The sequence below is a fragment of the Ruegeria sp. YKSF131 genome, assembly GCF_059612645.1.
On record NZ_JBXWQZ010000046.1, the window covers coordinates 1 to 24,902 of the forward strand.

The window sequence follows — 24,902 nt, forward strand, 5'->3', positions numbered from 1 at the left end:
TGAACTGCCTGAAACGCTTCTGTAATCTGGCCAATATCGGCAAAAACTGGATGCAAGACCCAATGCGAAATAACTTTCCGGCCGTATTTTTTTTGGCGTTGTGGGCCATTTTCCTGAGCGTTCCCACTGGTGCATTGGCGCAGACGTCCTTGATTCCCGGATATTCTTCCGGGTCGGGTAGTTCGTCCGGGACCGACAAGGAAAGTGATTTGGCCGCTGCAATCCGTGCTGCCAGCGATGCAGGCGCGAGTGTCATTGTCATCGACAGTGCCGGTCAGGTTGTGACAACGGCAGGTGGAAAGGATGCAGGTTCGGGGGGCGCGGACAGCGATTCGAGCAACCCGATGGGTGACGGTTCGCAGCTGATGAAGGCGCAAGAGCGGTTCTCGAAATTCCGCGAGTCGATGAATTCCCGTCTCGAGGCGCTGCCCTATTCTATTTTTGAAGTACAGTACATCCTGCGCCAGACCAGCCCAGATGGCCGTATCCAGACCTATGTCGAGGTGTTGGGCTGGAATATCCTGTTCCTGTTACTTGGGCGGTGGCTGTCGATCGAGATTTACGGGAAACGGTTCGCGCGCCGCTGGGTGGTGGCGCGGATCAAGGACGAACCACAGGGTTATCGGGAAAAGATGCCGTTCCTGCTGTTCCGGTTCCTGATGGGGATCGGTGCTACGGTCTTTGCAATGATCATGGCTTTGATCGTCGGGTATCTGATCTTTGGCGAGGCCGAGGATATCTCGGTCCAGTTCACGATCACCGCCATCTTTACGGCTTTTTTCCTGTCGCGCACGGTGTCGGACCTGTGGCGCATGGTCCTGTCGCCTTATCTGAGCCAATATCGATTACCGCCCTTTTCGGACAAGAATGCGCGCAGGCTGTACATCTGGGCGTCCGTGCTGGCGACCTATGATATTTCGGTCGTCCTGTTTTCCACCTGGGTCGCTGATTTTGGACTGAACTACAACGTCTACGCCATGGTGTATGGCGGTCTGACGATGCTGGGCGCGCTGGGTAATATTCTGATGATCCTATTCAACGCCCGTGCCATCTCGCACGCGATCCGGGGTGGGCGGGCATCCGAACAGGTGTCTTGGCTGCTGCGGTTTGTGTCATTTGGCTGGGCGCCGGCATTGATCATCTATGTCGTGTTCAGCTGGTTCCGTCTGGCTGTTGATCTGGCGCTGGAGCATCCGACACCGCTGCCGTTGATTGCAAGCAGCTATCTGATCTTCATGTCCGTGGTCGTGGCCTATGGTGCAATGAACTACCTGCTGGAGCGGTATTTTGACCGCTCGCGCATGATTAGCGAAATAAACGGGGAAGCCGAGGCAGCGGATGAAGGCGTCATGGCGGCGGATATACCCGAGGCTGAACAGCCGAAGCAGCATCTTCTGACTTATGAAGACCTGGCCCGCCGGGTAGCCGGAATTCTGGCTTTCGTGCTCGGGGCTTATGCGCTTGTCGTGATATGGTACCCGAACGCGGACTGGAGCGAGGATCTGCCGGTAGAACGTGCGCTGGATGTGATGGTCGTCCTGTTTATCGGGTACATCCTGTTTCATTTCTTTCGGATCTGGATCGACAGCAAGATCGCTGAAGAATCCGACGATGGCACCGAGGTTGAACTGGGCGACGAAGGCGGCGAAGGCGGGCAAAGCCGTCTGGCAACGTTGTTGCCACTTTTCCGGGGCGCAATTCTGGCTGTTGTCGTGGTCACGATCGTACTAATTGTCCTGATGGAACTGGGTATCAATGTCAGCCCGTTGTTTGCGGGTGCCGGTGTGGTTGGTCTGGCCGTGGGTTTCGGGTCGCAAACGCTGGTGCGCGACATTTTTTCCGGCGCATTCTTCCTGCTGGATGATGCGTTCCGGAAAGGGGAATATATCGACATTGGGGATGTGAAAGGGACGGTCGAGAAAATCTCGGTCAGGTCCATGCAACTGCGTCACCATCTGGGTGCGCTGAACACCATTCCCTTTGGCGAGATCAAAGTGCTGACTAACTATTCGCGCGATTGGGTGATCATGAAGCTGCCGCTGCGCGTGACCTATGACACCGATGTCGAGAAGGTTCGCAAGTTGATCAAGAAATTGGGTCAGGAACTGTTGGCCGATCCCGTAATCGGAGACAATTTCATCCAACCGCTGAAGTCACAGGGCGTGATCGAGATGCAGGATTCAGCGATGATCATCCGGGTCAAGTTCATGACGAAACCCGGCGACCAGTGGCTGGTTCGCAAAAAGGTCTATCAGGACATTCGCGAGCTGTTCGCGCGAGAGGGGATCAAGTTTGCGCATCGCGAGGTCACTGTAAGATTGGCAGATGGCAAAGAGGCGGAAGACCTGACACCAAAACAGCGTGAGGCCGTGACAGGGGCTGTTCAGGCCGCAATTGACGAGGACTATCTGGACGATATCGGGCCGGATGGCGACGACCGGTAGAGAGTCCCGCCGCCGCTTTGTGTTGAGTCTCGGATGAGGTGCCCCGAAAGCGTGAGGTCAGTTGGAAACGAAGGGCCAGACCGGGTCAGATGTGCCCAGTTTCGACGCCGGTAAATCCCATTGCAGCACAGTTTCACCGAGGCTTAGCGCTGGTTTGAGGCGGTGCCCCGGTCCCCAGCCCGAGGCTTCTGTTGAAGGGGAGTAATCCGTGGGCATCGGGCGAATGGGCTCAGCCTCGACGTCGTCTTTGCCGAGAATCGCCAAAAGCTCGGCGGTGCGGGCAAGGGACAGATGCGCATGCATGATGGAATTGCCCGACGCGGCCTCGGCCAATGCGGAAAGGACGGCGGCGGCCATCAGGTAGCCGGTTGCGTGGTCCAAAGCCTGAACCGGCAATGGCGTTGGTTTGTCTGCGTCAGCCCAACCCATGCCCGTATGCGCAATTCCCGCGCTCATCTGCACAAGGCTGTCAAAGCCGCGCCGGTTCGACCAGGGGCCTTGCCAGCCATAGGCATTCAGCGTCACCTCGACCCTGTTCGGAGCCAGTTCATCGCGCTTAGCACGGGTCAGGCCCAGCGCGTCCAAAGCGCCGGGCCGGTACCCGTGCACGAATACATCGGCCTGGGACAAAAGCTCTTGCAGCCGTTCCATTCCATTGGTCGATTTCAGATCGAGATAAGAGCAGTGTTTGCCTAGTGAAATGTCAGGGATCACACCGGGTTCGTCCCAACCGGGCGGATCGATCCGCAAAACCTCGGCCCCGAAACCGGCCAATGTGCGTGTCGATACCGGACCCGCCAGAACGCGTGTCAGGTCAAGAACGCGCAACCCGGCAAGAGGTCTTGCAGAGGTTGCCTGCGGCCTCTCGCGCAGCTTGACGTACCGGGGGCCTTGCCAACCAATCAGCGGGTCGCGCGATACAGCGCGGCCCTGCGGATGTTCAAGCCATTCGGTCCGGCTGCGCATGGCAGCGGCCACGCCGCCTTCGGCCACAATATCGGTTTCCAAATCGGATATGGCCCGGGTTCTGACGGCTTTTGCCACAGCGTCACGCTCTGGCAGCGTTCCAAGAACCTTCATCGCTGCCGCGCGATGGCGTGGCAGGTTGGTGTGCAACCTGATCCACCCATCAGAAGCCCTGTAATCCCCCGCGACCGAATCCCAAAGGTTCGGCATTTCCCATCCATCAGGCTTGAAGGAATAGCCGAACCACAAGGATGCCAGCCGATGGTCGACGACGATCTCGGGTGCTTTCTGGGTCAGGTTCAGCGCCTGCATAAAGCGGGACATCTCTTGCCCAACGGCTGCAAAGCTGGCCGTCGCCAGTTCGGAAACGGCAAAAGCACTTGGCAGAGCGCCTGTGCCGACCCTGCGATATCGGTCGGCAGCCGGAAGGGTGGCAAGAAGGCTCATTGCTGATAAGGATCCAGGCTGTCGCGCAACCCGTCACCCAGGAAGTTGAAGGCCAGTACGATCACGATGATCGGCAGCATCGGGATTGCTGTCCAGGGATAGATCTCGATCGATGCGAGGTTTTGCGCGTCATTCAGCATCACTCCCCAGCTTACCGCTGGTGCACGAAGGCCCAGTCCAAGAAAGCTGAGCGCGGTTTCCCCAAGGATCATTGCCGGGATCGACAGAGTGGCAGATGCAATCAAATGAGACATGAAATTCGGCAACAAGTGCTTGCGGATCACCCGGCCCGAGCTTGCGCCCATCATTTCTGCGGCCCGTACATATTCTTCCTCGCGCAGGGACAGGAACTTGGCACGGACCGAACGCGCCAGCCCGGGCCAGTCGAGGATGCCGAGGATGATCGAAATGATGAAGAATACGGCAACCGGGCTCCAATTCGAAGGCACGGCGGCAGACAGTGCCAGCCACAGCGGCAATTCCGGCAGCGAGCGCAGGATTTCGATGACCCGGTTGATGACCCAGTCGATGCGCCCACCGAAATAACCCGCCATCGAACCGAACAGGATACCCAGAAAGAACGATACCGAAATACCGATCAGACCCACGGTCAGCGACAACTGCGCGCCATAGAGGATGCGGCTGAAGATATCGCGCCCCAACCTGTCGGAACCCCACAGGAACAAAGTGGCACCATCCGGCGCGCAGAAAAGATGCGTATCTGTCTTGATAAGACCTGCAAGTCGATATTCGGATCCTTCACAGAAGAACCGGATCGGGCGCGGGTCATCAGTGTCAGGGACGAACTTCCACTGGAAGGTTTCCAGATCCGCCTCGGCGACGATTGGAAAAACATGGGGGCCGATAAAAGCGCCGTCGTAAAACCAGTTCACGGATTGTGGTGGCGCGTACAGATGCTCTCCGTTCCGGTCATTAGGGCCATACGGCGCGATGAAACCGGCAAACGGCAGCATTAGATAGCACAGCAGCAGGAAGATACCCGAGATCAGGCCCAGCTTATGTGTGCGGAACTTGCGCCAGACCAACACCCAGTTTGGGGCATCCAGATCGGCGCGTTCCAGTTGCTGTATCGATGCCTGCGGATCAAAAGGCGCGTCATCGACGTAGCGATTGTCAGGACGTTCGGTCATGCTTCGCGCCCCTCATACCGTATGCGGGGATCCAGCATGACCAGCAGAATATCCGAGATCATCGTGCCGATAAGCGTCAGCAGCGCGACAAACATCAGGATGAATGCGGACAGGAATTGATCCTGCGTTTTCAGTGCTGTCAGCAAAGTCGGCCCGATGGTTTGCAAGCCCAGAACGACTGAAACCAGAACCGATCCTGACACCATTGATGGCAGAAGGTTACCGATGTCCGCAACGAACGGGTTGAATGCCACGCGCAACGGATATTTTGTTAGCATCCGCGACGGGGCCATGCCCTTGGCAATGGCCGTTTCCACATAGGGCTTCCCCAGTTCGTCGAGCATATTTGCCCGCAGGCGCTGCATCATCGCCGATGCGCCCGAGGTTCCGATGACAAAAGTCGGAACGATCAGGTGGATGAGAATGGATTTCATCTTGTCCCAACTCAGCGGCTGACCTTCGAATTGGGGGTCCATCAGACCGCCGATAGGCAGGTTGAAATACCGATGCCCGTAGTAGAACAAGATCAGGGCCAGCAGGAAGTTTGGGGTCGCCAGCCCCAGATAACCCACAAAGGCCGAGGTATAATCAATCCACGTCCGTGATCGCGCCGCAGCAATAACACCCAGGGGAAGGGCAACGGCATATACAAACAGGATCGCGGCAAGGTTGACGACGACCGTCAACCAAAGCGTGTCGCCTACAATCTCCGATACAGGCCGGTCGAACTCAAAGGACCAGCCGTAATTGCCTTGGATCAGACCTGAAAATCCGTGTGGTCCCGGCCAGAAGCCTATCCAGATCAGGTACTGTTCCCACATAGGGCGATCCAGAGCGTACTCGGCGCGCAGAAACTCGGCCTTGGCGACACCCGCTGACTGGCCCGAGGCCTGAAGCTCGGCAATCTGGTTGCTCAGGTAATCACCGGGCGGCAGGTTGATGATTATGAAGATCAGGACCGAGACCACCAACAATGTCAGCAGCATCGTGAAAAAGCGATACACCGCATAGCGCAGCATGACCATTTAGCTGCTCCTGCTTAGTCGGCGAAAAAGAACTCGTCCGGGCGGTGAACGCCGAAATGCGCACCGGGCTCCCATGCCCACATGGCCTGTTCCGGCACATTGCGCAGACGGTTCGACACGACAATGGGTTGGGGTGCTCCGTTCAGGATACCAATGGCATAAAGCTGATCGGCGTGGATTTTAAGCATTTCCGTCCAGATTTCCTTGCGTTCGTCGTCCGTTGTGGCGACCTCCCAGTTATGGGCCAGTTGCATCAGACGTTCTGCCTCGGGCATGTCGGGGGCTTCCCCGGCTTCACCACCTGTCTGGTAGAACTGGCCCCATTTTGGCCAGGCCAGGAATACCTGATCGGTGGGCGCCAGATAGGTTGGAGACGTGTGTGCCTGCGGGATGCCGTCATCCCATCCATACCAGACCGATGCCATCGAGTTGCCGGCAAACACCCGGTTGCGCAGGATATCGCGATCCAATGGGCGCATGACCAGCTTGACCCCGATCTCACGCCAGGTGTCGGTGACGATTTGCAAGGCGTTTTCAACCTCTTGCCGCTCACCAGCAGTTTCGATCACCAGTTCCATAGGACGGCCATCCGGTAACAGACGGACACCGTTCTTGTCGCGCTCGGTCAGGCCGACCTCATCCAGCAACGCATTGGCCTGGCCGACATCGTAACTGGCCCAGGCGGTGGCATTCCTTTCATCGTAAAAGGGCGAGGCAGGCAGAACCGACATTGCACCGGGGTGCGCAAGCTTGAAATACAAAGCCTGGTTGATTGTCTCGCGGTCGATGGCAAGGGAAAGGGCGCGCCGCACACGGACGTCACGCAACACTTCGCGCCAGGCGTCATCCTCGAAATTGAGGTTCGGATAGATCGCGATTTGCGATGCAACGCCGGTTTTCCACAGTAGTGTCTTGTAGCCGCCTTGCGCCTCGCCTTTTTTCAGGATGGAAGCGTCGCGGAAATCCAGGCCCCGACCTTGCAGGTCGCTTTCCCCTGCATTGGTTTTGGCGGCAACCAGACCGGGGGCAACGATCTCCATCTCGACCACATCGATATAGGGCAGCTGAACCCCTTTGCTGTCGATACGGTGGTAATAGGGGTTACGTACGAAATTGTGGCGGATTTTCTTGCCGGAACTTGCGTTCAGCCACGGTTGCAACGTGGGCAATTCGTGATTGTCGAACTTGTACAGGTTGTCGAGCTTGTTGTGCAGCGCGGCCCAGCTTTTGACGCGGGCATCGTCGACCAGAAAGGCAAGTTCCTCGGGGTCGGCATATTTCTCGTGATATCGTTTCAGGAACGCTGCGGGACGATAGATAAAGGGCGGTCTTGCCTGAGCCAGCGATTGTAGAAAACCCGGGTTAGGGTTCTCCCATTCGAAAATCACAGTGGTTTCATCCGGGAAGGTAACGGTGGGTGATTTGCCTTCGACTATCAGAAAATCCGGCGGGCCTGACGGGCTGAGCAATTTGTTGTTGGCAACGTCTTCCCACCAATAGCGGAAATCTTCCGACGTAAACGGAGAGCCGTCGGACCATTTGTGCCCTTCGCGCAGTTTCAGGGTGAACTTGCGGCCGTCTTCGTTTTCAAACGACGCCAGCAAATCGGGGATAATCTCGTAGTTCTGGTCGAAACCGACCAGCCGGGCATAGCCATAGACAACCATCTGGCGAATATCTTTGGAGCGCGTGATCATGGTGCGCAGGGTGCCGCCCTGTTTGCCGAATTCGCGACCCTTTGCTGCCAGATCGACAATCAGTGGGTCCTTGGGCAGGCGCTCCTGAACGGGAGGCAGATTGCCCGCTTCTACTTCCGCGTTCCAGAACGCGCTTTCCTGCGGCGTCGGGATCGTCTCGGCCGTGGCGGGCAGCATCCCGATGAACGCCAGCGAAGCGGCCAGGATCAGGGGGCGAGTGGTCTTAAACATGGCAACGTACCTTATGGCCCGGTTCCAATTCCACCAATGAGGGTATCACGGTGTCCGAGAAACGAAAGGCTTCATCCCAACTGTCCGGCGCGCCGGCGCCCAAGGAAACCACTTGCAGGTCGATCGGGCGATTGATGTCGGGTTCGGGTTGAGCGGCAATCAGCGCTTTGGTGTAGGGGTGGCGCGGATTGTAGAAAAGAGTTTCGGGTGGTGCTTGCTCGACGATCAGGCCTCGACGCATCACGGCAACTTCGTCGGCGATCCGTGCGACCACAGCCAGATCGTGCGAGATGAACAGATAGGACAGATTCAGGCTATCCTGCAGATTTTCCAACAGGGTCAGAATCTGCCCCTGTACCGATACATCCAGCGCCGAGGTGGGTTCGTCACACACGATGAGCTGCGGGTCGAGCATCATGGCGCGGGCTATCGACAGACGTTGCCGCTGGCCCCCCGAAAAGGCGTGTGGATAGCGTTTCAGCATGTCGGCTGTCAGGCCGACGCGCTGCAACATCTCGGCGGCCTTGTCGCGCTGCTCGGCGGTTGTTCCGATGCGGTGAATTTCCAGCGGCTCAGTCATCGCGTCCTGAATGCGCATCCGCGGGCTGAGCGAGCTGTAGGGATCCTGAAACACCATCTGCGCATTGCGCTGAAACGCCGTGCGCTGGGCGCGGGTCATGTTGTGCACCGTGACGGGATCGGCATTCGGCGCGGTGCGAAACAGGACTTCTCCGCCGGGATCGGGCAGTTCCGCACCCAACGCGATCCGCGCGGCTGTCGTTTTACCTGATCCGCTTTCACCGACAATGGCCAGCGTCTTGCCACGTGCAAGATTCAGATCGACCCCTTTGCACGCATAGATTTCCTTGTCGGCCTGCCACCCTTTGCTGGACCGCATCGTGTAGGTCTTTGAGACGCCCTTCATCTGAAGGATCAGATCGTCGTCCGGCATCGGTATGCCCACAGCAGCCTGATCTGGAATTTCCGGCGCAGCATCAAACAGTTGTTTGGTATATGGATGCGCCGGGGAGGTCAGGATTGGTGCGGCCGGGCCAGCCTCCATGATGCGGCCCTTGTGCATGACCACAACCTGTTCGGCCATGTTGGCAACCACGCCCAGATCATGGGTCACCAGAATAAGCGCCATGCCAGTCTCGCGCTGCAATTCCTTGATCAGCCCCAGAACCTGAGCCTGAGTGGTCACATCCAGCGCGGTGGTTGGCTCGTCCGCGATCAGCAACTCGGGTTTGGATACCATGGCCATCGCAATCATGGCGCGTTGGCGCATTCCGCCCGACAGCTCGAACGGGTAGGAGTCATAGGCGCGCTGCGGATCTGGAAAACCCACGCGCTCGAACTGCGTCAGGACCTTTTTTCGCGCTTCAGACTCGGAAAGCCCACGATGCAGCCACAGGACTTCACTGACCTGATTCCCAATCTTGTGCAGAGGTGACAGTGATCGCATTGGTTCCTGAAAGATCATCGAAACGCGATTGCCACGAATGCCGCGCATTTCCCGTTCGGTGACCGCTGTCAGGTTACATGTGCCCTTGGAATCATTCAAAGTTATCGTGCCGCTGCGTATCTGGGCCGTTCGCGGCAGAATCCGCAAGACGGCCCGGCACGTGATGGTTTTACCCGATCCCGATTCACCGACCAGCGCCAAGGTTTCCCCTGGTTTGACATCAAAGTTCACATCCGCGACCACGGAACTTCCCGCACCAAAGCCGATGCTGAGGTCTCTGACGCACAACAACGCGCTCATGCAGGCTTTCCAACCGTTTGGCCGCTTGGTGACATCGGTCGTTTCAACTCCCCGTGATTTTTTCGCCAGTGTCGCGCGGTTCCGCCTGTCTAGTCAAACCCGTTCTTGGGCTGAAATGTCGCGAAAATGTGAAACTTTGGGCTTCGTCGCTACACAAAGTCTTGAGAATTTGTCATCTAAGGCGGCGTCGGGGGCATCTATGCTTTCGATTGGTATCAAGGAGATATTTACCGGTGTCCAAGAATCAAAGCCGTCTGGACTTGTTTATCGATCGAATGGTGTCACAGCGCGCCTGTCTGGATCACGCGATTGCGCAAACGGCAGGCATGGCAGGTCCGGTGTTTGAACTGGGTCTGGGCAATGGGCGCACCTATCATCATCTTGTGCAGCATATCGATGGACGCCCTGTCTTTGTGTTCGAACGCGCGGTGGCTTCGCACCCCGATTCAACCCCGCCCGAGGATCGGGTGATCTTGGGAGATGTGCGCGAGACGCTGCCAGCGGCGGTCGACAGGTTTGGACCGACAGCAAGCCTGATCCATGCAGATCTTGGGGGGCATAATCGCGAAAAGAACGACATCTTTGCGCGGCTTGTTTCCCCGTTGATCGAGCCCTTGCTGGCATCGGGTGGATTAATGGTATCAAGCGACCGGATGTATTTCGAGCGGCTGGAGGAAATGCCGTTGCCCGAGGGTGCCGTCGAAGGGCGCTGTTTCATCTATCGGCGCTGACCAGAGAGAAGGGGCTTGCATGATATTCTACGATTGCTCTACGGCCCCAAACCCGCGCCGTGCTCGCATGTTCATCGCGGAAAAAGGGTTGGACATCGAAACGCACGAAATCTCGATTGCTAAGGGCGCGCAGTTGAGCGCTGAGTTTCGTGCAGTGAACCCCCGGGCCACAATCCCGGTTCTGGTAACGGATGAAGGCGCAGTCCTGACCGAAAATCTTGGCATCGCCGCGTATCTTGAAGCGCGTTTCCCCGAGCCGTCCTTAATGGGCCGTACCGCTGATGAAAAAGGGTTGGTCTTGATGTGGAACGCAATTGCCGAGCAGCAGGGCGGTGCGCCCATCGCTGAGGCTTTGCGCAACAGCCACCCGGCGTTCAAAGACCGTGCTATTCCCGGCCCGGTTAACCATGCGCAGATCCCCGAACTGGCGCAGCGTGGGCGCGAGCGGTTTGCGTCGTTTTTCGAGCTGCTGGAGGCGCGGCTGATGCAAAGCGCGTATGTCGCTGGCGATGTATTCACTCTGGCGGATATATCCACTTTTGTTTTTGTCGATTTCGCGCGCGTCATAAAGATGCGGATACCGGACGGCAATACGAACACGCAGGTCTGGTTTGAAAGCGTGAAAGCCCGCCCAAGCGCGCAGCTTTAGGTTTGCAAAGCAATAGGTAGAGTTCTCTCACTCCGCACTGTACAGAAATGTCTAGACAGAACTGAACAGTGCTACTAGCGTCTTCCCAGATTCTGTTCAGGGAGGTCGGGATGAAATTCCAATATCGCGTAGTGGTCATTGGTGGGGGCGTCGTTGGTGCCTCGGTTCTGTATCATCTGGCCAAATTCGGCTGGTCGGATGTGGTCATGCTGGAAAGGCGGCGGCTGGCTTCGGGATCGTCATGGCACGCGGCGGGCGGCATCCATGCCCTGAACGCGGATCCAAACATGGCCTCGTTGCAGGCCTACACAATCGACCTGCTGAGTGAGATCGAAAAAGAATCGGGCCAGAATATCGGTTTGCATATGACCGGTGGCCTGACTTTGGCCGGTACGCCTGAACGCTGGGAGTGGTTGCAGGCCAATTACCGCATCTTCCAGTCCATCGGTATTGACGACTGCGAGTTGCTGACCCCGCAAGAGGCACAGAGACGCTGCCCGATCATGTCAACCGACGGTGTTTTGGGCGCGATGTGGGCGGATCGCGAGGGGTATATCGATACAACAGGTACTGTTCAGGCTTATGCTACTGCGGCCAGGAAACGTGGTGCCGAATATTATGAGGAAACCAAGGTCGAGGAATTGATCCAGACGGCGGATGGCTGGCAGGTGGTGACCGATAAGGGCACGATCACCTGTGAACATGTGGTCAACGCGGCCGGGCTCTGGGCCAAGCAGGTTGGGCGCATGGCAGGGGTAGAGCTGCCAGTCTCACCGTTGAAGCACCACTATCTGATCACGGACACGGTGTCCGAAGTGGCGCAGGCGGACTTCGAGATGCCGATGACCGTGGACCTCGAAGGGTTCACCTATATGCGGCAGGACCAGAAGGGCGTTCTGGTGGGGATCTACGAGGTCGATCACGAACACTGGGCGATGGATGGCGCGCCGTGGAACTATGGCGAGGAACTGTTTCAGGAACAGCTTGACCGGATCGAGAACGAGCTGACATTGGGCTTTGAGCGGTATCCGTCGATCCAGAACGTGGGCATCAAGACATGGGTCAATGGTGCTTTCACGTTTTCACCGGATGGTAACCCGCTGGTTGGTCCGGTTCCGGGTAAACGAGGGTATTGGACGGCCTGTGCGGTCATGGCAGGGTTCCTGCAAGGTGGTGGCGTTGGGAAAACACTGGCCGAATGGATGATCCATGGCGAGCCCGAAGCCGATGCCTGGCCGATGGATGTGGCGCGCTATGGGGAATTCGCACAGAACAAGCGGTATATCCGTGAAACCACTGGCCAGTTCTATTCGCGCCGCTTCGTGATGACCTACCCGAACGAACAATTGCCTGCGGGTCGCCCGCTAAAGATGGCTCCGGCGCATGACGCGATGACTGAGGCCGGATGCAAATGGGGCGTCAGCTGGGATCTGGAGGTGCCGCTGTATTTCGCACCCAAAGGGTTCGAGGAAACGCCGACGCTCAAACGTTCGAACGCGCACGACATCGTGGCGGCTGAATGCAGAACCATCCGTGAGGGCGTGGGCCTGATGGATATCACGGGCTTTTCCCGCTTTGAGGTTTCCGGTCCCAATGCCAAAGCGTGGCTGGATAACGTTATGGCTTCGAAACTACCCGCGCCGGGTCGTGCCAAACTGGCGCCGATGCTGGGCGAAGACGGGCGGCTCAAAGGCGATCTGACCGTGTTGAACTGGGGCGATGGCACCTGGTGGATCATGGGCAGCTATTACCTGCGCGCCTGGCATATGCGATGGTTCAACGATCATATGATGGATGGGGTCACCGTCCGCGACCTGGGAGAGGAGTATTGCGGGTTTGCCGTGGTCGGACCGAAATCGCAGGCGGTGGTCGAGAAACTGGCCGAACAGGATATCTCAAACCTGAAATTCATGGGCTGCGGTGATTTCGACATCGGCCTGGTCCGTGCCCGCGTGGCCCGCATGTCGGTGACCGGCGAAAAAGGGTATGAAATCAACTGTCGCTATGGCGATCACATCAAGCTGCGCCGCATTTTACTGGAAGAGGGTTCAGAAGAGGGAATCCGCGAGTGCGGTTTCAATGCGATGCTGTCAACGCGGCTTGAGAAAAGCTTTGGCATCTGGTCGGCAGAGTTCACGCAGGCTTACACACCCGGCATGACAGGCATGGATCGCTGGATCGACTGGGACAAGGAGTTCATCGGCAAGAAGGCCGCTTTGGCCGAACGGGATGGCAATGGCCCGGCGCAGGTACAGGTAACACTGGAAATCGATGCGTTGGACGCCGATGCCAGCGGGTATGAGCCGGTCTGGGCCAATGGCGAACGCGTGGGTTTTGTGACTTCAGGCGGTTATGGGCACCACATCGGCAAGTCGTTGGCGATGGCCTTGATTGACCGTGACAAGGTGGACCCGGGTACGGAACTGTCTGTCCATGTGGTGGGTGTGGAATGTCCGGCGCGAGTAATTGCGCCGTCGCCCTACGACCCTCAGGGCAAAGCGATGCGGGGCTGATCATGGCCGCTCCGGACCGACGACGCCGAAGGCGAGGGGGCGAGGCTGCCCCGCAGCCCAGCCGCGACGTGAACTATCGCCAGCTTAGGAACCCTTTCCCATTGATGGAGGTGTTCCCGGCTGACCAGATTGCGGACATGCACGAGGCAGCGTTGCGTACGCTCGAGGAGTTGGGTGTAAAGACCCTGCTTCCCGAGGCGCGCAAGCTGTTCAAGCAGGGTGGCGCGCGCGTGGATGAAGACAGTGAGATGGTCTTTATCGGGCGCGAGATGGTTGAGGCTGCCGTTGCCTCGGCCCCCAAATCTGTCGCTTGTAGCGCCGGTTCGCGGCATCGTGATTTCACTCTGGAACTGGGTTCGCTGGTGTTTCAACCGGGGGCAGGCGCGCCGAACGCAACCGATCTGGAACGTGGTCGCCGCCCGGCGACAGGTCAGGATTATCTGGAGTTTCTGAAGCTCACCCATCATTTCGATGTGTTCCAGATGATCTCGCCTCAGGTTGAACCTCAGGATGTACCGACGCATCTGCGCCACTACTTCACGACACAGGCACAGATGGAACTGACCGACAAGTTCCCGTTCTTCTTCTCGCGCGGTACGCCGCAGGTCATGGATTGCTTTGAGATGCTGTCCACGGCGCGAGGTCTGTCGGATGATGAGTTCCGGGGCAACGCGCATTGTTACACGATCATCAACACAAACAGCCCGCGCACGTTGGACATTCCCATGGCGCAAGGCCTGATCGACTTCGCGCGCCACGGTCAGATGTCGATCATCACACCGTTCACCCTGATGGGGGCGATGGCGCCGATCACCGTGGCCGGGGCAATCACCCTGTCCCATGCCGAGACGCTGGCCGCGCTGACCTTGGCGCAGCTGGCCAGACCGGGCGCTCCGGTGTGTTACGGCACGTTCACCAGCAATGTGGACATGAAATCCGGTGCACCTGCATTCGGGACGCCCTCGCATTTTCAGGCATCACTGGCCGCAGGCCAACTGGCGCGTCACCTTGGCCTGCCCTGGCGGTCGGCGGCAGGGTCAGCGTCAAACAGCAACGACGTGCAAGCGGCGAATGAGAACCAGTTTGGCCTTTGGGGTTGCCTGATGGCCGGGGCGACTGTGATCATTCATTCCGCGGGCTGGCTGGAAGGAGGGTTGACCGTATCCTTCGAAAAGCTGGTCTGCGATGCCGAGGTGCTGAACATGGTGGCCGAGCTTTGCGCGGGCGCGCAGGCGGGGTCCGCCGAGATTGGCTTTGATACCGCTTTAAGTGAGGTCGCGCCTGGCGGTCATTTCTTTGCCTGCCCCCAGACGATGGAGCGCTACATCACCGAGTTCTATCAACCGCATGTCCATGACTACGCCAATTTCGGCACATGGACCGAACGCGGTTCAACAGATGCCAACCAACGTGCAACGGGGGTTTGGCAGGGTATCCTGAACGATTTCAAGGCCCCTGCCTTAGACAATGATCGTTTTGGTGCCTTGCAGGACTTTATCGCACGTCGCACCGCAGAGGGCGGGGCGCCACCGGAGAGTTGAATGAACAACAAACCTATCCTTCACCGCGATGATCCTGAGGCCGAGCCCCTGATCGGCAATGTCAAGGTCACCCGCGACGACTGGCTGAACGTGGCGATGGACGTGCTGATTTCGGACGGGGTGGACCAGATCAAGGTTCTTAACTTGGCCGAGCGGATGGCCGTGTCACGTTCATCCTTCTACTGGTACTTCAAGTCCAGACAGGAACTTTTGGATGCACTGCTGGCGCGGTGGCAGGCGACCAATACGGTTGCGCTTGTAAAACAGGCAGAAGCGCCGGCCGAAACGATAACGGGCGCGGTCTGCAATGTGCATCGTTGTGTCGTCAACACGGACTTGTTTGACACCGCATTGGATTTTGCCGTGCGCGACTGGGCGCGTAAATCGGGCAAAGTACGCCGTGCGCTGGACCAGTCAGACACACGGCGGCTTGAAGCTTTGCACGCGATGTTCGCCAGATACGGCTATTCCGAGATCGAGTCCGAAACACGTGCGCGCGTGCTGTATTACATGCAGATCGGATATGATCTGGCACAATTGAACGAACCCTTCGAGACGCGGATCTCGATGGTGCCGCATTACCTATACGCCTTTACGGGCGTTGAACCGAAACCCGAAGAAGTTGAAGAATTCAGCGCATATTCCCGGCGCTACTGGAAAGGAGACCCGACATGAGTCAACCAGACGCAATCATCATTGGCACAGGTGTGATCGGCGCGGCCATCGCGTTCGAAATGTCCAAGGCGGGCTGGAAAACCCTGTCTCTGGATCGCAACGCACAGGTTGGGCACGGTTCAACCGCCGGGTCCTGCGCGATCATCCGGATGCATTATTCCACCTTCGACGGAACGGCGTTTGCCTGGGAAGGCTATCATTACTGGCGCGACTGGGCTGACTATCTTGGACTGCCAGAGGGGGCCAATCTGGCTCAGTTCAGGGAAACCGGCTGCCTGGTCATGAAGACCGAGGCGAACGGGATGCTGGAAAAGCACATGCGCAATTCATCAGAACTGGATTGCCCGTTCGAAGAATGGTCGGGGGAAAAAGTGGTTGAACGCCTGCCGGTTTATTCGTTGGACAGCTTTGCCCCGGCGCGCCGCATGGATGACCCGGAATTCGGCCAGCCCAACGGGCGAAAGATGACGGGTGGAGTGTACTGGCCGCAGGCGGGATATGTCACCGACCCGGCCTTGTCGGCGCAAAACCTGATGGATGCTGCCAAACAGCACGGGGCCGAGGTCCGCACCAGTGCCGAAGTTACCGAGATCCTGACCGAAGATGGTCGCGTTTCCGGAGTCAAGCTGGCCTCGGGCGAAGAAATCCGCGCAAGGGTTGTCGTGAACGTGGCCGGGCCGGGCTCGGCTATCATCAATGGGATGGCAGGCGTTCTGGACGACATGACCATCAAAACCCGCCCCCTGCGGCAAGAGGTCGTGCATGTCCCTGCCCCGGAGGGGTTCGATTTTGAAAACGACGGAACCATCGTCTCGGACAGCGACATCGCCTGCTATTGCCGCCCGGAACACGGCAATCACATCCTTGTGGGATCTGAGGACCCGGAATGCGATCCGCATCAATGGTGCGAGGATGATGTCACCTATAACCGAGAGTTCACGGACCAATGGACCACACAGGCCATGCGATACGCGCAGCGTGTACCCAGCCTTGGTATTCCATCAAAAACGCGGGGCGTGGTTGACCTTTACGATGCCTCTACTGACTGGATTCCGATCTATGACAAATCCAGCTTGCCGGGGTTTTACATGGCCTGCGGGTCCAGCGGGAACCAGTACAAGAATGCACCGATTGCGGGTAAGATGATGGCGGCCCTGATCGCGTATTGCGAAGGCGGAGCGGACCACGACGCGGAACCACTGCAATTTGAACTGCCTTATATCAAACGGATCATCGACGTGGGCTTTTACTCACGCAAGCGCCCGATCAATGAGGAAAGCAGCTTTTCGGTTCTGGGCTAGTCGGTTTTTTGCAACAATCAAAGTCGAGCGGGGCAGGTTTACAGCTTACCTCGCTATGACCGACCGAAGGATCGGCGCATAGCTTCCAGGCTGCGAAACGGACAGTATACCCTGATGTTAGTTACGTTGCCGCGAAGGTGACCCAGGCCCAGACCATCGCCACATAGGTCAGGTTGTGCAGGCACTGATCCAGCCCAGCCGCACGCCAGAATGCGGCCTGCGTGGGCTCAAGTTGTTTCTTGTCTGAATAGCTGGCTTTCACGAAATCGATATTGAAGTGAATAACCCATTCAAGCAATTCGACAATCAGGATAAACAAAAGCGGCGCGCCGAAAGCGGCAAACACGATGACAGAGCCCGCAACATGAACTGCTGCGTGCTGCGCGCGTCCCAAGTGAAAATACTCGCCTCTGCCAGAGAGCATCTTCGGTGTCTGGAGGTAGTAGTCAGCGAACATATGCTTAATCTGTAAAAGGCAAAGCATAAGTAGCACTGCGCCAATACTGGCAGTCAAAAGAACCCTCCCGATATCGTTCAAAACCGACTTTAGGCAATAACACGGCCATGCGTAAATGAACTAGTTCACATAAGATAAAGAAAATTCTCAGGAGGGAAAAAATTTGCATAACGTGTCAGTATGGCAGTAAATTCAAACTGTTGAATTTGGGCGCACGGCGTCCGGGCCGTGTTATCGGCCAGCAGTAGGGGCAGGTTCCATAGAACGCACGATTTTCCGCTTTATCTGGAAATACTCCAAACGTGATCAGCTGATCCTGCTGGCTGTGACGGCGACGTTGTTTCCGTTGCTCTATCTTACGCTGGAGTTGCCCAAGCGTATCATCAACGACGCAATCGGTTCGACAACGGCCGAAGTGGATGTCTGGGGTTATACGCTTTCACAGACGAATTTCCTGATTATTTTGTGTTTTGCTTTCCTGGCTGCCGTGCTGGCGCACGGGCTGATGAAAATGCGCATCAACACCATGAAGGGTGTGCTGAGCGAACGCATGCTGCGACGGTTTCGGTATCAGCTGGTCAGCCGCGCGCTTCTTTTTCCGCAACCTTATTTCGAACGGGTCAGCCAAGGCGAAATGGTCTCGATGATCACGGCTGAAAGCGAACCAATGGGGGGGCTGATGGGCGATGCGATCAGCCAGCCGGTTCTGCAAGCCGGTCAGATGATCACCATCCTTTCTTTCTTGTTCTTGCAAAGCTTTTGGTTCGGGCTGGCCGCTGTCGCCCTGATCCCGGTACAGGCCTGGTTAATCCCCAAATTACAACGTCAGATCAACCTGTTGAACAAGAAACGCATTCAGGAAGTACGGGCGTTGGCTGCCCAGATCGGCGAAAACGCGGCAGGGGCGTCAACCCTACGCAGCAATGGCGGTTGGCGCTATCGCAGGGCTATGGTTTCCGATCAATTGGGGCGGCTTTTCACGATCCGCTTTGAGATTTACCAGAAGAAGTTCTTTATGAAGTTCATAAACAACTTCATCTCGCAGCTGACACCATTCATGTTCTACCTGATTGGTGGCCTTCTGGTGTTGCAGGGTTCGGTTTCGCTGGGGGCATTGGTTGCCGCGCTAGCGGCGTACAAGGATCTGAGCTCACCCTGGAAAGAGCTGTTGACCTATTACAACCAAACCCAGGACATGTCGTTGCGCTGGGAAATCGTCGTTGACCGTTTCGATCCGGCCGGATTGAAGGATGAAGTGCTGTTCGAGGGCGAACCAGCAGAGCGCCCCCACCTGAGCGGCGATATCGTGTTGAATCACGTTTCAGTTCGCGACATGGACGGAAATCAGGTGCTGGATGATCTGAATCTTACTTTTCCCGGTGGCAAGACGATTGGTATCGCCGCACCCAGTGAAGAGGATCGGCGCGCCATGGGTGAGCTGCTGACCCGCGAGATTTTGCCCGCTGCCGGCACGGTTCAGGTTGGGGATCTGAACCTGGCAGATCTGCATCAGGGCGTTGTGGCCGCGCGTATCGGGTACGCAACGTCCCGCCCGGTCATGTTTCAGGGAACGTTGGGTGACAACGTGATGATGCCGATGCGATTCAAACCCTTGGCTGAATCCTCAGACGACCCTGATTTTGCCGAGACTTTGCGGGCAGGAAACAGCATGGATCCGTTCAGGGTGGAATGGCTTGACCCGGCGCTGGCCGGGTTTGAAGACGCGACGGCGTTGCGAGACTGGTGGTTGCAGCTGATTGATGGAATGGGGTCTGGTGCAGCTTTGTTTCGGCGCGGTGCCGAACAAAGCTTTGTTGCGACCGAACACTGCGAACTGGCAAGGAAACTGGTCGAGCTGCGCCCGCTTGTGCGGCAGGCGGTCCATGACGCGGGTCTTGAGCAGCAGGCGCTGATATTCGACCGGAATGCTTACAACCCGGCGCTGCCTGTTGCCGAGAACCTGCTTTTTGCGACGCCCCGCGTGCCGGTGACGCAGGCGTTGCTTGCCCGGCAGAAGGTTTTCCTCATGCAGTTGCGAGAGCTGGGGCTGGATGAGACGCTGATCGCCCTGACCCGTGACGTGATCGAGATGCTGCGACAGATCTTCGGGTTCGACGGAACCGACCATCCGTTGTTCCGCAAGCTGGGTCTTGATGCAAAGACTTATGAGGCAGCTGTGGAGCTGGTTGAACAGACCCGCAAAGAGGGAACATCAGGGCTGGATGACGAACAGCTGGCCAGTATGTTGGCCGTGCCTTTCGTCGTCTCGGCTGAGCAGATTGGCCCGGCTTTCACGGATGAGCTGAAAGACCGCATTCTGGAACTGAGGCAGAGTCATTCGGATAAGCTGTTGGAAAGCCTCAAGGACGCATTTGTTCCGCTGGATCCGGAAGATTTCGCGCCTGGATTGACGGTCATGGAAAACGCGCTGTTCGGCAAGGTCAGCCAGATAGGCGGCGCGCGATCGGATGAGGCCCGCAAGGTCATTGTCGACGTGTTGGAGGAGAACGGCGCGCGTCCTTTGGTGGTCGAGCTGATTTATGACATTCCGGTTGCTTTGGGTGGGCAGAGCCTTCCGGCGGTTTTTGCCGAACCGCTGGCGTTTACCCGCGCGACAATCAAGAAGCCAGATATCCTGATCCTGGAGCAGGCATTGGCCAGTTACGACATGAAAACGCAGGTATCGGTTTACAAGAAGCTGCGCGAGTTGCTGCCGGATGCCACGGTGTTCTACCTCAATGACCAGTTCGAAAACCCGGACGTATTCGACATGTTCGTGGAAATCCGGCAAGGTCGTGTCGTCTCGGATGGAGGACCGGTAGACGTGGGAAAAGACAGCGCATCTTCAGCAGACCTGGCGCGGAAACTGCGCGCGCTGGAGCAGACCCCCTTGTTTTCGGGTCTGGACCGGAGGCAATTGCGCCTTCTGGCTTTTGGGGCGCAATGGTTCGATGCCAAGCCTGGGCAGGTGGTGTTCCTGAAAGATGATCAGCCCACCGATGGGGCTTATGTAGTGCTGGAGGGAGAGGCAGGCCTGTACCTGCCACAGGAAGATGGACCCGATCAGTTGATCACCACCGTGGGGCCGGGCGCATTGGTGGGTGAACTTGGTCTGATCCGCAAAGAACCACGCGCGCTGAGCATGATAGCCGAAACACAACTATCCTGCCTTAGGATCGGTGAGGAAGAATTCCTGGCCGTTGTGGAAAACGATGCGGCAACCGCGTTCAAGCTGATGCAGGTGATCGCCGGTTACGTGTCCAATTAGGCGTGATCAGCTGGCAGGCTCGCAAAACAGCTCGTACAGCAGACCGATCATCTGCGCTGCATTTCCATCGCTTAGCGAATAATAGATCGTTTTGCCATCTCTTCGGGTGGTGACAAATCCTTCCTCCCGCAGACGGGCCAACATTTGGCTGACGGCGGCTTGTCGCAATTGCAGCAAATCCTCAAGCTGGCCTACCGATTTCTCGCCATTCCCAAGGTGGCACAGGATCATCAGGCGCCCTTCATGCGCCAGTGTCTTGAGAAATGCAGCCGCGCGGGCAGCATTTTCTTTCATTTCTGATGGTGTGTCCGAGGTGTGTGCCTGAGGTTCGGTTTCTAGGAGTGTCACGTTTTGACCGTTGTGCCGTTAATCTTGGGTCAATATGCCTCAAACCCGTCTGTGTTGTCACCCCTCGGTTGCAGGGGCACCGCCCTGAAAAGCATTGCCATTAACGTAATCGCACGGCTCTTCCTGCATCTGCAAGTGCAAGCCGCGACCTTCATACGGGTGCGCGCGGGCCAGGTCTTCGTCGACATCGATCCCAAGTCCTGGCGCTGTCGGAGCGATCACGAAGCCGTCCTCTATCTGAATGGAACCTTTGATCAGCTGGTTGTGGAACGGTGTTTCAATGGTTTCCAGCAACAGCAGGTTCGGGATCGACGCGGCCAGGTGGATATTGGCGGCCCATTCGACCGGTCCAGCATAAAGATGTGGCGCCATCTGAGCATTGAATATCTCTGCTATAGCGGCGACTTTCTTCATCTCCCAGATTCCTCCGGCTCGCCCCAGCGCCGGTTGTAGGATTTCCGCAGCCCCGGCGCGCAGAACGGCTCCAAACTCGGCCTTGGTTGTCATGCGCTCTCCGGTGGCGATGGGGATACGGACGTTGCGGGCGACACGGGCCATGTCTTCGATCATATCAGGTGGCGTGGGTTCTTCGAACCATAGGGGCTGATATGGTTCCAGCGCCTGCCCCAGCCTAATGGCACCGGCCGTGTTGAACTGCCCGTGTGTGCCAAACAGCAGGTCGGCCTTGTCCCCTACGGCTTCGCGAATTGCCTTACAAAAGGCGACGGACATGGAAATGTCACTCATCGCGGGCATGTGGCCGCCATGGATTGTATAAGGGCCCGCCGGGTCGAATTTTACAGCGGTATAGCCGCGTCGCACCATTTCAGCGGCTGTTTCACCCGCTTGTTCGGGAGAGGTCCAGAAGTCGGTCAGATTGTGATGCGGCAAAGGGTAGAGGTAAGTGTAGGAGCGAATTCGCTCGTTCACCTTGCCGCCCAACAGGGCGTAAACCGGGCGGTCGCGATCCTTGCCCAGAATATCCCAACAGGCGATCTCCAACCCCGAGAATGCGCCCATCACCGTCAGGTCGGGGCGCTGCGTGAAGCCGCTGGAATAGGCACGGCGGAACATAAGCTCGATGTTTTCGGGGTTCTCGCCCAGCATGTGCCGTTCGAACACATCCCGGATGACGTGGCGCATCGCCTCGGGTCCGACGGACGAGGCATAGCATTCGCCCCAACCGGTTATGCCGGTGTCTGTCGTCAGTTTGACCAATATCCAGTATCGCCCCCCCCAACCCGGAGCGGGTGGGGCGGTGACGATGATGTCGAGATCCTGCAGTTTCATCTCAGTTCCTCCGAGCCGGGAGATCAGGTTCTGTCGAACAGGATCACGTTGCGCTTGGCAGATCCGGTTTTGGTATCGGCAATGGCCTCGTTGATCTGATCCAGCGACCAGCGGCCCGAGATCAGCTCGTCCAGTTTCAACCGACCCTGCTCGTAAAGGTCGATCATCCAGGGGATGTCCCGCTGAATAACCACATCACCCATTTTCGAGCCGACAACACCCTGGCCGAGGGCTGCCAGAACAACCGGTTCATAGCTGGCCATGCCGCCCGAATGCGGCATTCCGATCATGATGGCCTTACCGCCGCGGCCAAGATAACGCGGGGCCTGATCATAGGCGGCGATTGCGCCGACCGTAATCAGAACCGCATCGGCACCGCGTCCGCCAAGGGCTTTGAACGCTGCCTTCCAGGGTTCTTTCAGGCTGGCCAGCACGCCATGGGTCGCGCCGAACTCCTTCGCGATTTCCAGCTTTTCTTCAGTCATGTCGACGGCCACGATCCGTCGTGCTCCTGCGATCCGTGCGCCCTGAATGGCGTTCAGGCCAACACCACCCGCACCGATGACAACGACATCCTGACCCGGACGCAAATTGGCGGCGTTTACAGCAGCGCCGACCCCGGTGATCACCCCGCAAGACAGAAGGCTGGCCAGGTCTTTGGGCAGGCTTTCGGGTATCCTGACGATCTGCCGATGGCTCACCACAACTTTTTCGGCAAACGCGCCGCAGGCCATGGCCTGTTCCAGCGGATCGCCGTCAGCCGTTTTTAGCGGGCCTTTGACGGTGTCGTAAGGTGTTTCGCAATTTGTCGGGTGCCCTCCGGCACAGGTGGGGCAGGACCCGCACGCGCGGATCAGCGTCACAACTACAGGTTCGCCAACCCTGAAGTCCCCGGCGGCCTCTCCAACTGCGGAGATCACACCTGCGGCTTCGTGTCCGTAAACGGCGGGCAGGAACCCTCCCCAGGCACCTTCGGCATAGGATATATCTGAATGGCAGATGGCCACTGCATCCAGCGTCACTTCGACTTCGCCCGTGCCGGGGGGCGCCAGCTGAACCTCTTCGATAACCAGGGGTTCGCCGAATGCCCGGCAGACTGCGGCTTTGATTGTTTGCATGTTTTCCCTCATTCCCGTTGGCCCCACGGTGGCGTGGGAAAGCGTTGATCGCAAGGCGAAAACCGCCATGTAAGTGTCGTTGTTAAGCCACGACAGGCGGGGACCGGCGAAACAAAACGAACCCGGCCAGCATCAGCGCCAGTGCCAGCAGGAAAGGAGCACCCGGCAGGTACAGCGGTGTGTCGGGGCGAATGAATTGCGCAAATACGCTGGTCATGACCAGGGGCGAGATTACCATCGAAAGCGCGTGGAGCGCGGCGAGGACGCCCTGCAACTCCCCTTGCTGCGAATCTGGTGTCGCTTTGGACATCATTGCCTGAAGTGCCGGTGTGGTGATTGCCCCGATTGCGGTGATTGGGATGAACAAAAGCGCAATGAACCCGTTGGTCAGAAAGGCCAGAATTGCGAAACTAAGAATTTCAAAACCCATCCCGTAGATGATGGCACCCCGTTCGCCGCACAATCGGATTGCGGGGCGGATCAGGCCGCCCTGCACAACGGCCATGCCGATCCCATAGACGCCCAGTGACAGGCCGATCATCTGAGGGGACCATCCGAACCGCTCGGTGGTGAAAAAGGACCAGATAGCGGGGTAGACGTAGATTGAGACCGAATACAGAAAGTAGACCCACAGCATAGGTCGGATACCGGGCAGTGCAGCAATGGCGCGCAGCGAATTCACCGGGTTGGCGCGGCGCAGGTTGAAGGCGCGCCGGGTCTTGTCGGTCACGGTTTCAGGCATCACGAAGCAGCCGATGGCAAAGATCAGTGCCACCAGACCTGCCGCAGCCCAAAACGGGGCACGGGTTCCATATTCGCTGAGCAACCCGCCGATCACTGGTCCGAGCACAAATCCGACGCCAAAGGCCGCCCCTAACAGGCCAAAGTTTGCGGCCTTGTCCTTGGGATCGGAAATATCCGCCATGAACGCGGCGGCGGTGGAATGCGTGGCTGCAGTAATACCGCCGACAATACGACCGGCCAGCAACAGCCAGATACTGCCCGCCACTGCCATAACCATATAATCAAGCGCCATGACGAACAGCGACAGCAGCAGCACAGTTCTGCGGCCATAGGCGTCGGACAGGTTTCCAAGGATTGGACCAAAGATGAATTGCATCGCCGCAAAAGCGGTACTCAGCACTCCACCCCAGATCGCCGCATTGGCAAGCGAACTGCCCTGCACATCAACAATCAGTTGCGGCATGATCGGCATAACCAGACCAATGCCCATTGCGTCGATCATGACGATGCTGAGGATGAAGAGTGATGGCAGGCGCATGGA

18 protein-coding genes are annotated in these 24,902 nt (G+C 57.7%); 8 read left to right on the top strand and 10 right to left on the bottom strand.

What is annotated here, in order from left to right; genetic code table 11:
• The first annotated feature begins 62 nt into the window (after positions 1-62).
• Complete coding sequence (locus tag AC2FLZ_RS15495; RefSeq protein ID WP_496882381.1) at positions 63-2,444, top strand: mechanosensitive ion channel domain-containing protein; 2,382 nt, start codon at positions 63-65, stop codon at positions 2,442-2,444.
• Positions 2,445-2,501: 57 nt separating this feature from the next.
• Here the strand turns inward: AC2FLZ_RS15495 and AC2FLZ_RS15500 are convergent, their stop codons facing one another.
• From AC2FLZ_RS15500 to AC2FLZ_RS15520, 5 genes are read right to left on the bottom strand one after another with little or no spacing between them, the layout of a single operon-like run.
• A complete protein-coding gene (locus AC2FLZ_RS15500; RefSeq protein ID WP_496882376.1) occupies positions 2,502-3,857 on the bottom strand; it encodes a CoA transferase in 1,356 nt (451 codons plus the stop codon).
• A complete protein-coding gene (locus AC2FLZ_RS15505) occupies positions 3,854-5,008 on the bottom strand; it encodes an ABC transporter permease (protein WP_480518687.1) in 1,155 nt (384 codons plus the stop codon). Before AC2FLZ_RS15505 ends, AC2FLZ_RS15500 begins: the two co-directional genes overlap by 4 nt.
• Positions 5,005-6,033: an ABC transporter permease gene (locus AC2FLZ_RS15510; protein WP_480473819.1), complete on the bottom strand. Its 1,029-nt coding sequence runs from the start codon at positions 6,031-6,033 to the stop codon at positions 5,005-5,007. Before AC2FLZ_RS15510 ends, AC2FLZ_RS15505 begins: the two co-directional genes overlap by 4 nt.
• 14 nt (positions 6,034-6,047) lie before the next feature.
• Positions 6,048-7,961, bottom strand: coding sequence for an ABC transporter substrate-binding protein (locus AC2FLZ_RS15515; protein WP_480605107.1), 1,914 nt, complete (start codon positions 7,959-7,961; stop codon positions 6,048-6,050).
• A complete protein-coding gene (locus AC2FLZ_RS15520) occupies positions 7,954-9,726 on the bottom strand; it encodes an ABC transporter ATP-binding protein (RefSeq protein WP_496715040.1) in 1,773 nt (590 codons plus the stop codon). The genes AC2FLZ_RS15515 and AC2FLZ_RS15520 overlap by 8 nt, the downstream gene beginning before the upstream one ends.
• A gap of 233 nt (positions 9,727-9,959) precedes the next feature.
• Here AC2FLZ_RS15520 and AC2FLZ_RS15525 point away from each other — a divergent pair, with 233 nt between their 5' ends.
• The 6 genes from AC2FLZ_RS15525 to AC2FLZ_RS15550 all read left to right on the top strand — a co-directional run bounded on the left by AC2FLZ_RS15525 (position 9,960) and on the right by AC2FLZ_RS15550 (position 17,136).
• Entirely contained in the window at positions 9,960-10,457 is a 498-nt protein-coding gene (locus AC2FLZ_RS15525) for a class I SAM-dependent methyltransferase (protein ID WP_480518693.1), read from the top strand.
• Between the two features lie 19 nt (positions 10,458-10,476).
• A complete protein-coding gene (locus tag AC2FLZ_RS15530) occupies positions 10,477-11,106 on the top strand; it encodes a glutathione S-transferase family protein (RefSeq protein WP_496882377.1) in 630 nt (209 codons plus the stop codon).
• Positions 11,107-11,216: 110 nt separating this feature from the next.
• The gene (locus tag AC2FLZ_RS15535) at positions 11,217-13,619 is read left to right on the top strand and encodes a GcvT family protein (protein WP_496882378.1); all 2,403 of its coding nucleotides are present in this window, start codon (positions 11,217-11,219) and stop codon (positions 13,617-13,619) included.
• 2 nt (positions 13,620-13,621) lie between these two features.
• The gene (locus AC2FLZ_RS15540) at positions 13,622-15,160 is read left to right on the top strand and encodes a trimethylamine methyltransferase family protein (protein ID WP_496808811.1); all 1,539 of its coding nucleotides are present in this window, start codon (positions 13,622-13,624) and stop codon (positions 15,158-15,160) included.
• Positions 15,161-15,835, top strand: coding sequence for a TetR/AcrR family transcriptional regulator (locus tag AC2FLZ_RS15545; protein WP_480473812.1), 675 nt, complete (start codon positions 15,161-15,163; stop codon positions 15,833-15,835).
• Positions 15,832-17,136, top strand: a complete 1,305-nt coding sequence (locus tag AC2FLZ_RS15550) for an NAD(P)/FAD-dependent oxidoreductase (RefSeq protein WP_480605098.1) — start codon at positions 15,832-15,834, stop codon at positions 17,134-17,136. The genes AC2FLZ_RS15545 and AC2FLZ_RS15550 overlap by 4 nt, the downstream gene beginning before the upstream one ends.
• A 121-nt stretch (positions 17,137-17,257) precedes the next feature.
• Here the strand turns inward: AC2FLZ_RS15550 and AC2FLZ_RS15555 are convergent, their stop codons facing one another.
• Positions 17,258-17,620, bottom strand: a complete 363-nt coding sequence (locus tag AC2FLZ_RS15555) for a DUF3307 domain-containing protein (protein ID WP_480473810.1) — start codon at positions 17,618-17,620, stop codon at positions 17,258-17,260.
• Between the two features lie 244 nt (positions 17,621-17,864).
• On the opposite strand from AC2FLZ_RS15555, the gene AC2FLZ_RS15560 reads away from it, so the two are divergent.
• Entirely contained in the window at positions 17,865-20,861 is a 2,997-nt protein-coding gene (locus AC2FLZ_RS15560; protein ID WP_496882382.1) for a cyclic nucleotide-binding domain-containing protein, read from the top strand.
• Positions 20,862-20,867: 6 nt separating this feature from the next.
• Here AC2FLZ_RS15560 and AC2FLZ_RS15565 read toward each other — a convergent pair whose 3' ends face one another.
• The 4 genes from AC2FLZ_RS15565 to AC2FLZ_RS15580 all read right to left on the bottom strand — a co-directional run bounded on the left by AC2FLZ_RS15565 (position 20,868) and on the right by AC2FLZ_RS15580 (position 24,899).
• Positions 20,868-21,155, bottom strand: coding sequence for an ArsR/SmtB family transcription factor (locus tag AC2FLZ_RS15565; protein ID WP_480473809.1), 288 nt, complete (start codon positions 21,153-21,155; stop codon positions 20,868-20,870).
• 111 nt (positions 21,156-21,266) lie between these two features.
• Positions 21,267-22,499 (bottom strand): mandelate racemase/muconate lactonizing enzyme family protein, encoded by a 1,233-nt coding sequence (locus tag AC2FLZ_RS15570; RefSeq protein ID WP_480518703.1) that lies wholly within the window; start codon positions 22,497-22,499, stop codon positions 21,267-21,269.
• A 23-nt stretch (positions 22,500-22,522) separates the two neighbouring features.
• Positions 22,523-23,617 carry a Zn-dependent alcohol dehydrogenase gene (locus tag AC2FLZ_RS15575; protein ID WP_496882379.1) on the bottom strand — a complete coding sequence of 365 codons (1,095 nt, stop codon included), beginning with the start codon at positions 23,615-23,617 and terminating at the stop codon, positions 22,523-22,525.
• 82 nt (positions 23,618-23,699) lie between these two features.
• On the bottom strand, positions 23,700-24,899 hold the full coding sequence (locus AC2FLZ_RS15580) for a TCR/Tet family MFS transporter (RefSeq protein WP_480518707.1): 1,200 nt from the start codon (positions 24,897-24,899) through the stop codon (positions 23,700-23,702).
• Positions 24,900-24,902 lie beyond the last annotated feature (3 nt).

Bases quoted from the DNA above. Each gene is read 5' to 3' on its own strand.
- AC2FLZ_RS15510 (WP_480473819.1), bottom strand. From the start codon at position 6,033: ATGGTCATGCTGCGCTATGCGGTGTATCGCTTTTTCACGATGCTGCTG.
- AC2FLZ_RS15550 (WP_480605098.1), top strand. From the start codon at position 15,832: ATGAGTCAACCAGACGCAATCATCATTGGCACAGGTGTGATCGGCGCG.
- AC2FLZ_RS15555 (WP_480473810.1), bottom strand. From the start codon at position 17,620: ATGCTTTGCCTTTTACAGATTAAGCATATGTTCGCTGACTACTACCTC.
- AC2FLZ_RS15530 (WP_496882377.1), top strand. From the start codon at position 10,477: ATGATATTCTACGATTGCTCTACGGCCCCAAACCCGCGCCGTGCTCGC.
- AC2FLZ_RS15495 (WP_496882381.1), top strand. From the start codon at position 63: ATGCGAAATAACTTTCCGGCCGTATTTTTTTTGGCGTTGTGGGCCATT.
- AC2FLZ_RS15500 (WP_496882376.1), bottom strand. From the start codon at position 3,857: ATGAGCCTTCTTGCCACCCTTCCGGCTGCCGACCGATATCGCAGGGTC.
- AC2FLZ_RS15570 (WP_480518703.1), bottom strand. From the start codon at position 22,499: ATGAAACTGCAGGATCTCGACATCATCGTCACCGCCCCACCCGCTCCG.
- AC2FLZ_RS15505 (WP_480518687.1), bottom strand. From the start codon at position 5,008: ATGACCGAACGTCCTGACAATCGCTACGTCGATGACGCGCCTTTTGAT.
- AC2FLZ_RS15545 (WP_480473812.1), top strand. From the start codon at position 15,161: ATGAACAACAAACCTATCCTTCACCGCGATGATCCTGAGGCCGAGCCC.
- AC2FLZ_RS15520 (WP_496715040.1), bottom strand. From the start codon at position 9,726: ATGAGCGCGTTGTTGTGCGTCAGAGACCTCAGCATCGGCTTTGGTGCG.
- AC2FLZ_RS15565 (WP_480473809.1), bottom strand. From the start codon at position 21,155: ATGAAAGAAAATGCTGCCCGCGCGGCTGCATTTCTCAAGACACTGGCG.
- AC2FLZ_RS15540 (WP_496808811.1), top strand. From the start codon at position 13,622: ATGGCCGCTCCGGACCGACGACGCCGAAGGCGAGGGGGCGAGGCTGCC.
- AC2FLZ_RS15580 (WP_480518707.1), bottom strand. From the start codon at position 24,899: ATGCGCCTGCCATCACTCTTCATCCTCAGCATCGTCATGATCGACGCA.
- AC2FLZ_RS15515 (WP_480605107.1), bottom strand. From the start codon at position 7,961: ATGTTTAAGACCACTCGCCCCCTGATCCTGGCCGCTTCGCTGGCGTTC.
- AC2FLZ_RS15535 (WP_496882378.1), top strand. From the start codon at position 11,217: ATGAAATTCCAATATCGCGTAGTGGTCATTGGTGGGGGCGTCGTTGGT.
- AC2FLZ_RS15575 (WP_496882379.1), bottom strand. From the start codon at position 23,617: ATGCAAACAATCAAAGCCGCAGTCTGCCGGGCATTCGGCGAACCCCTG.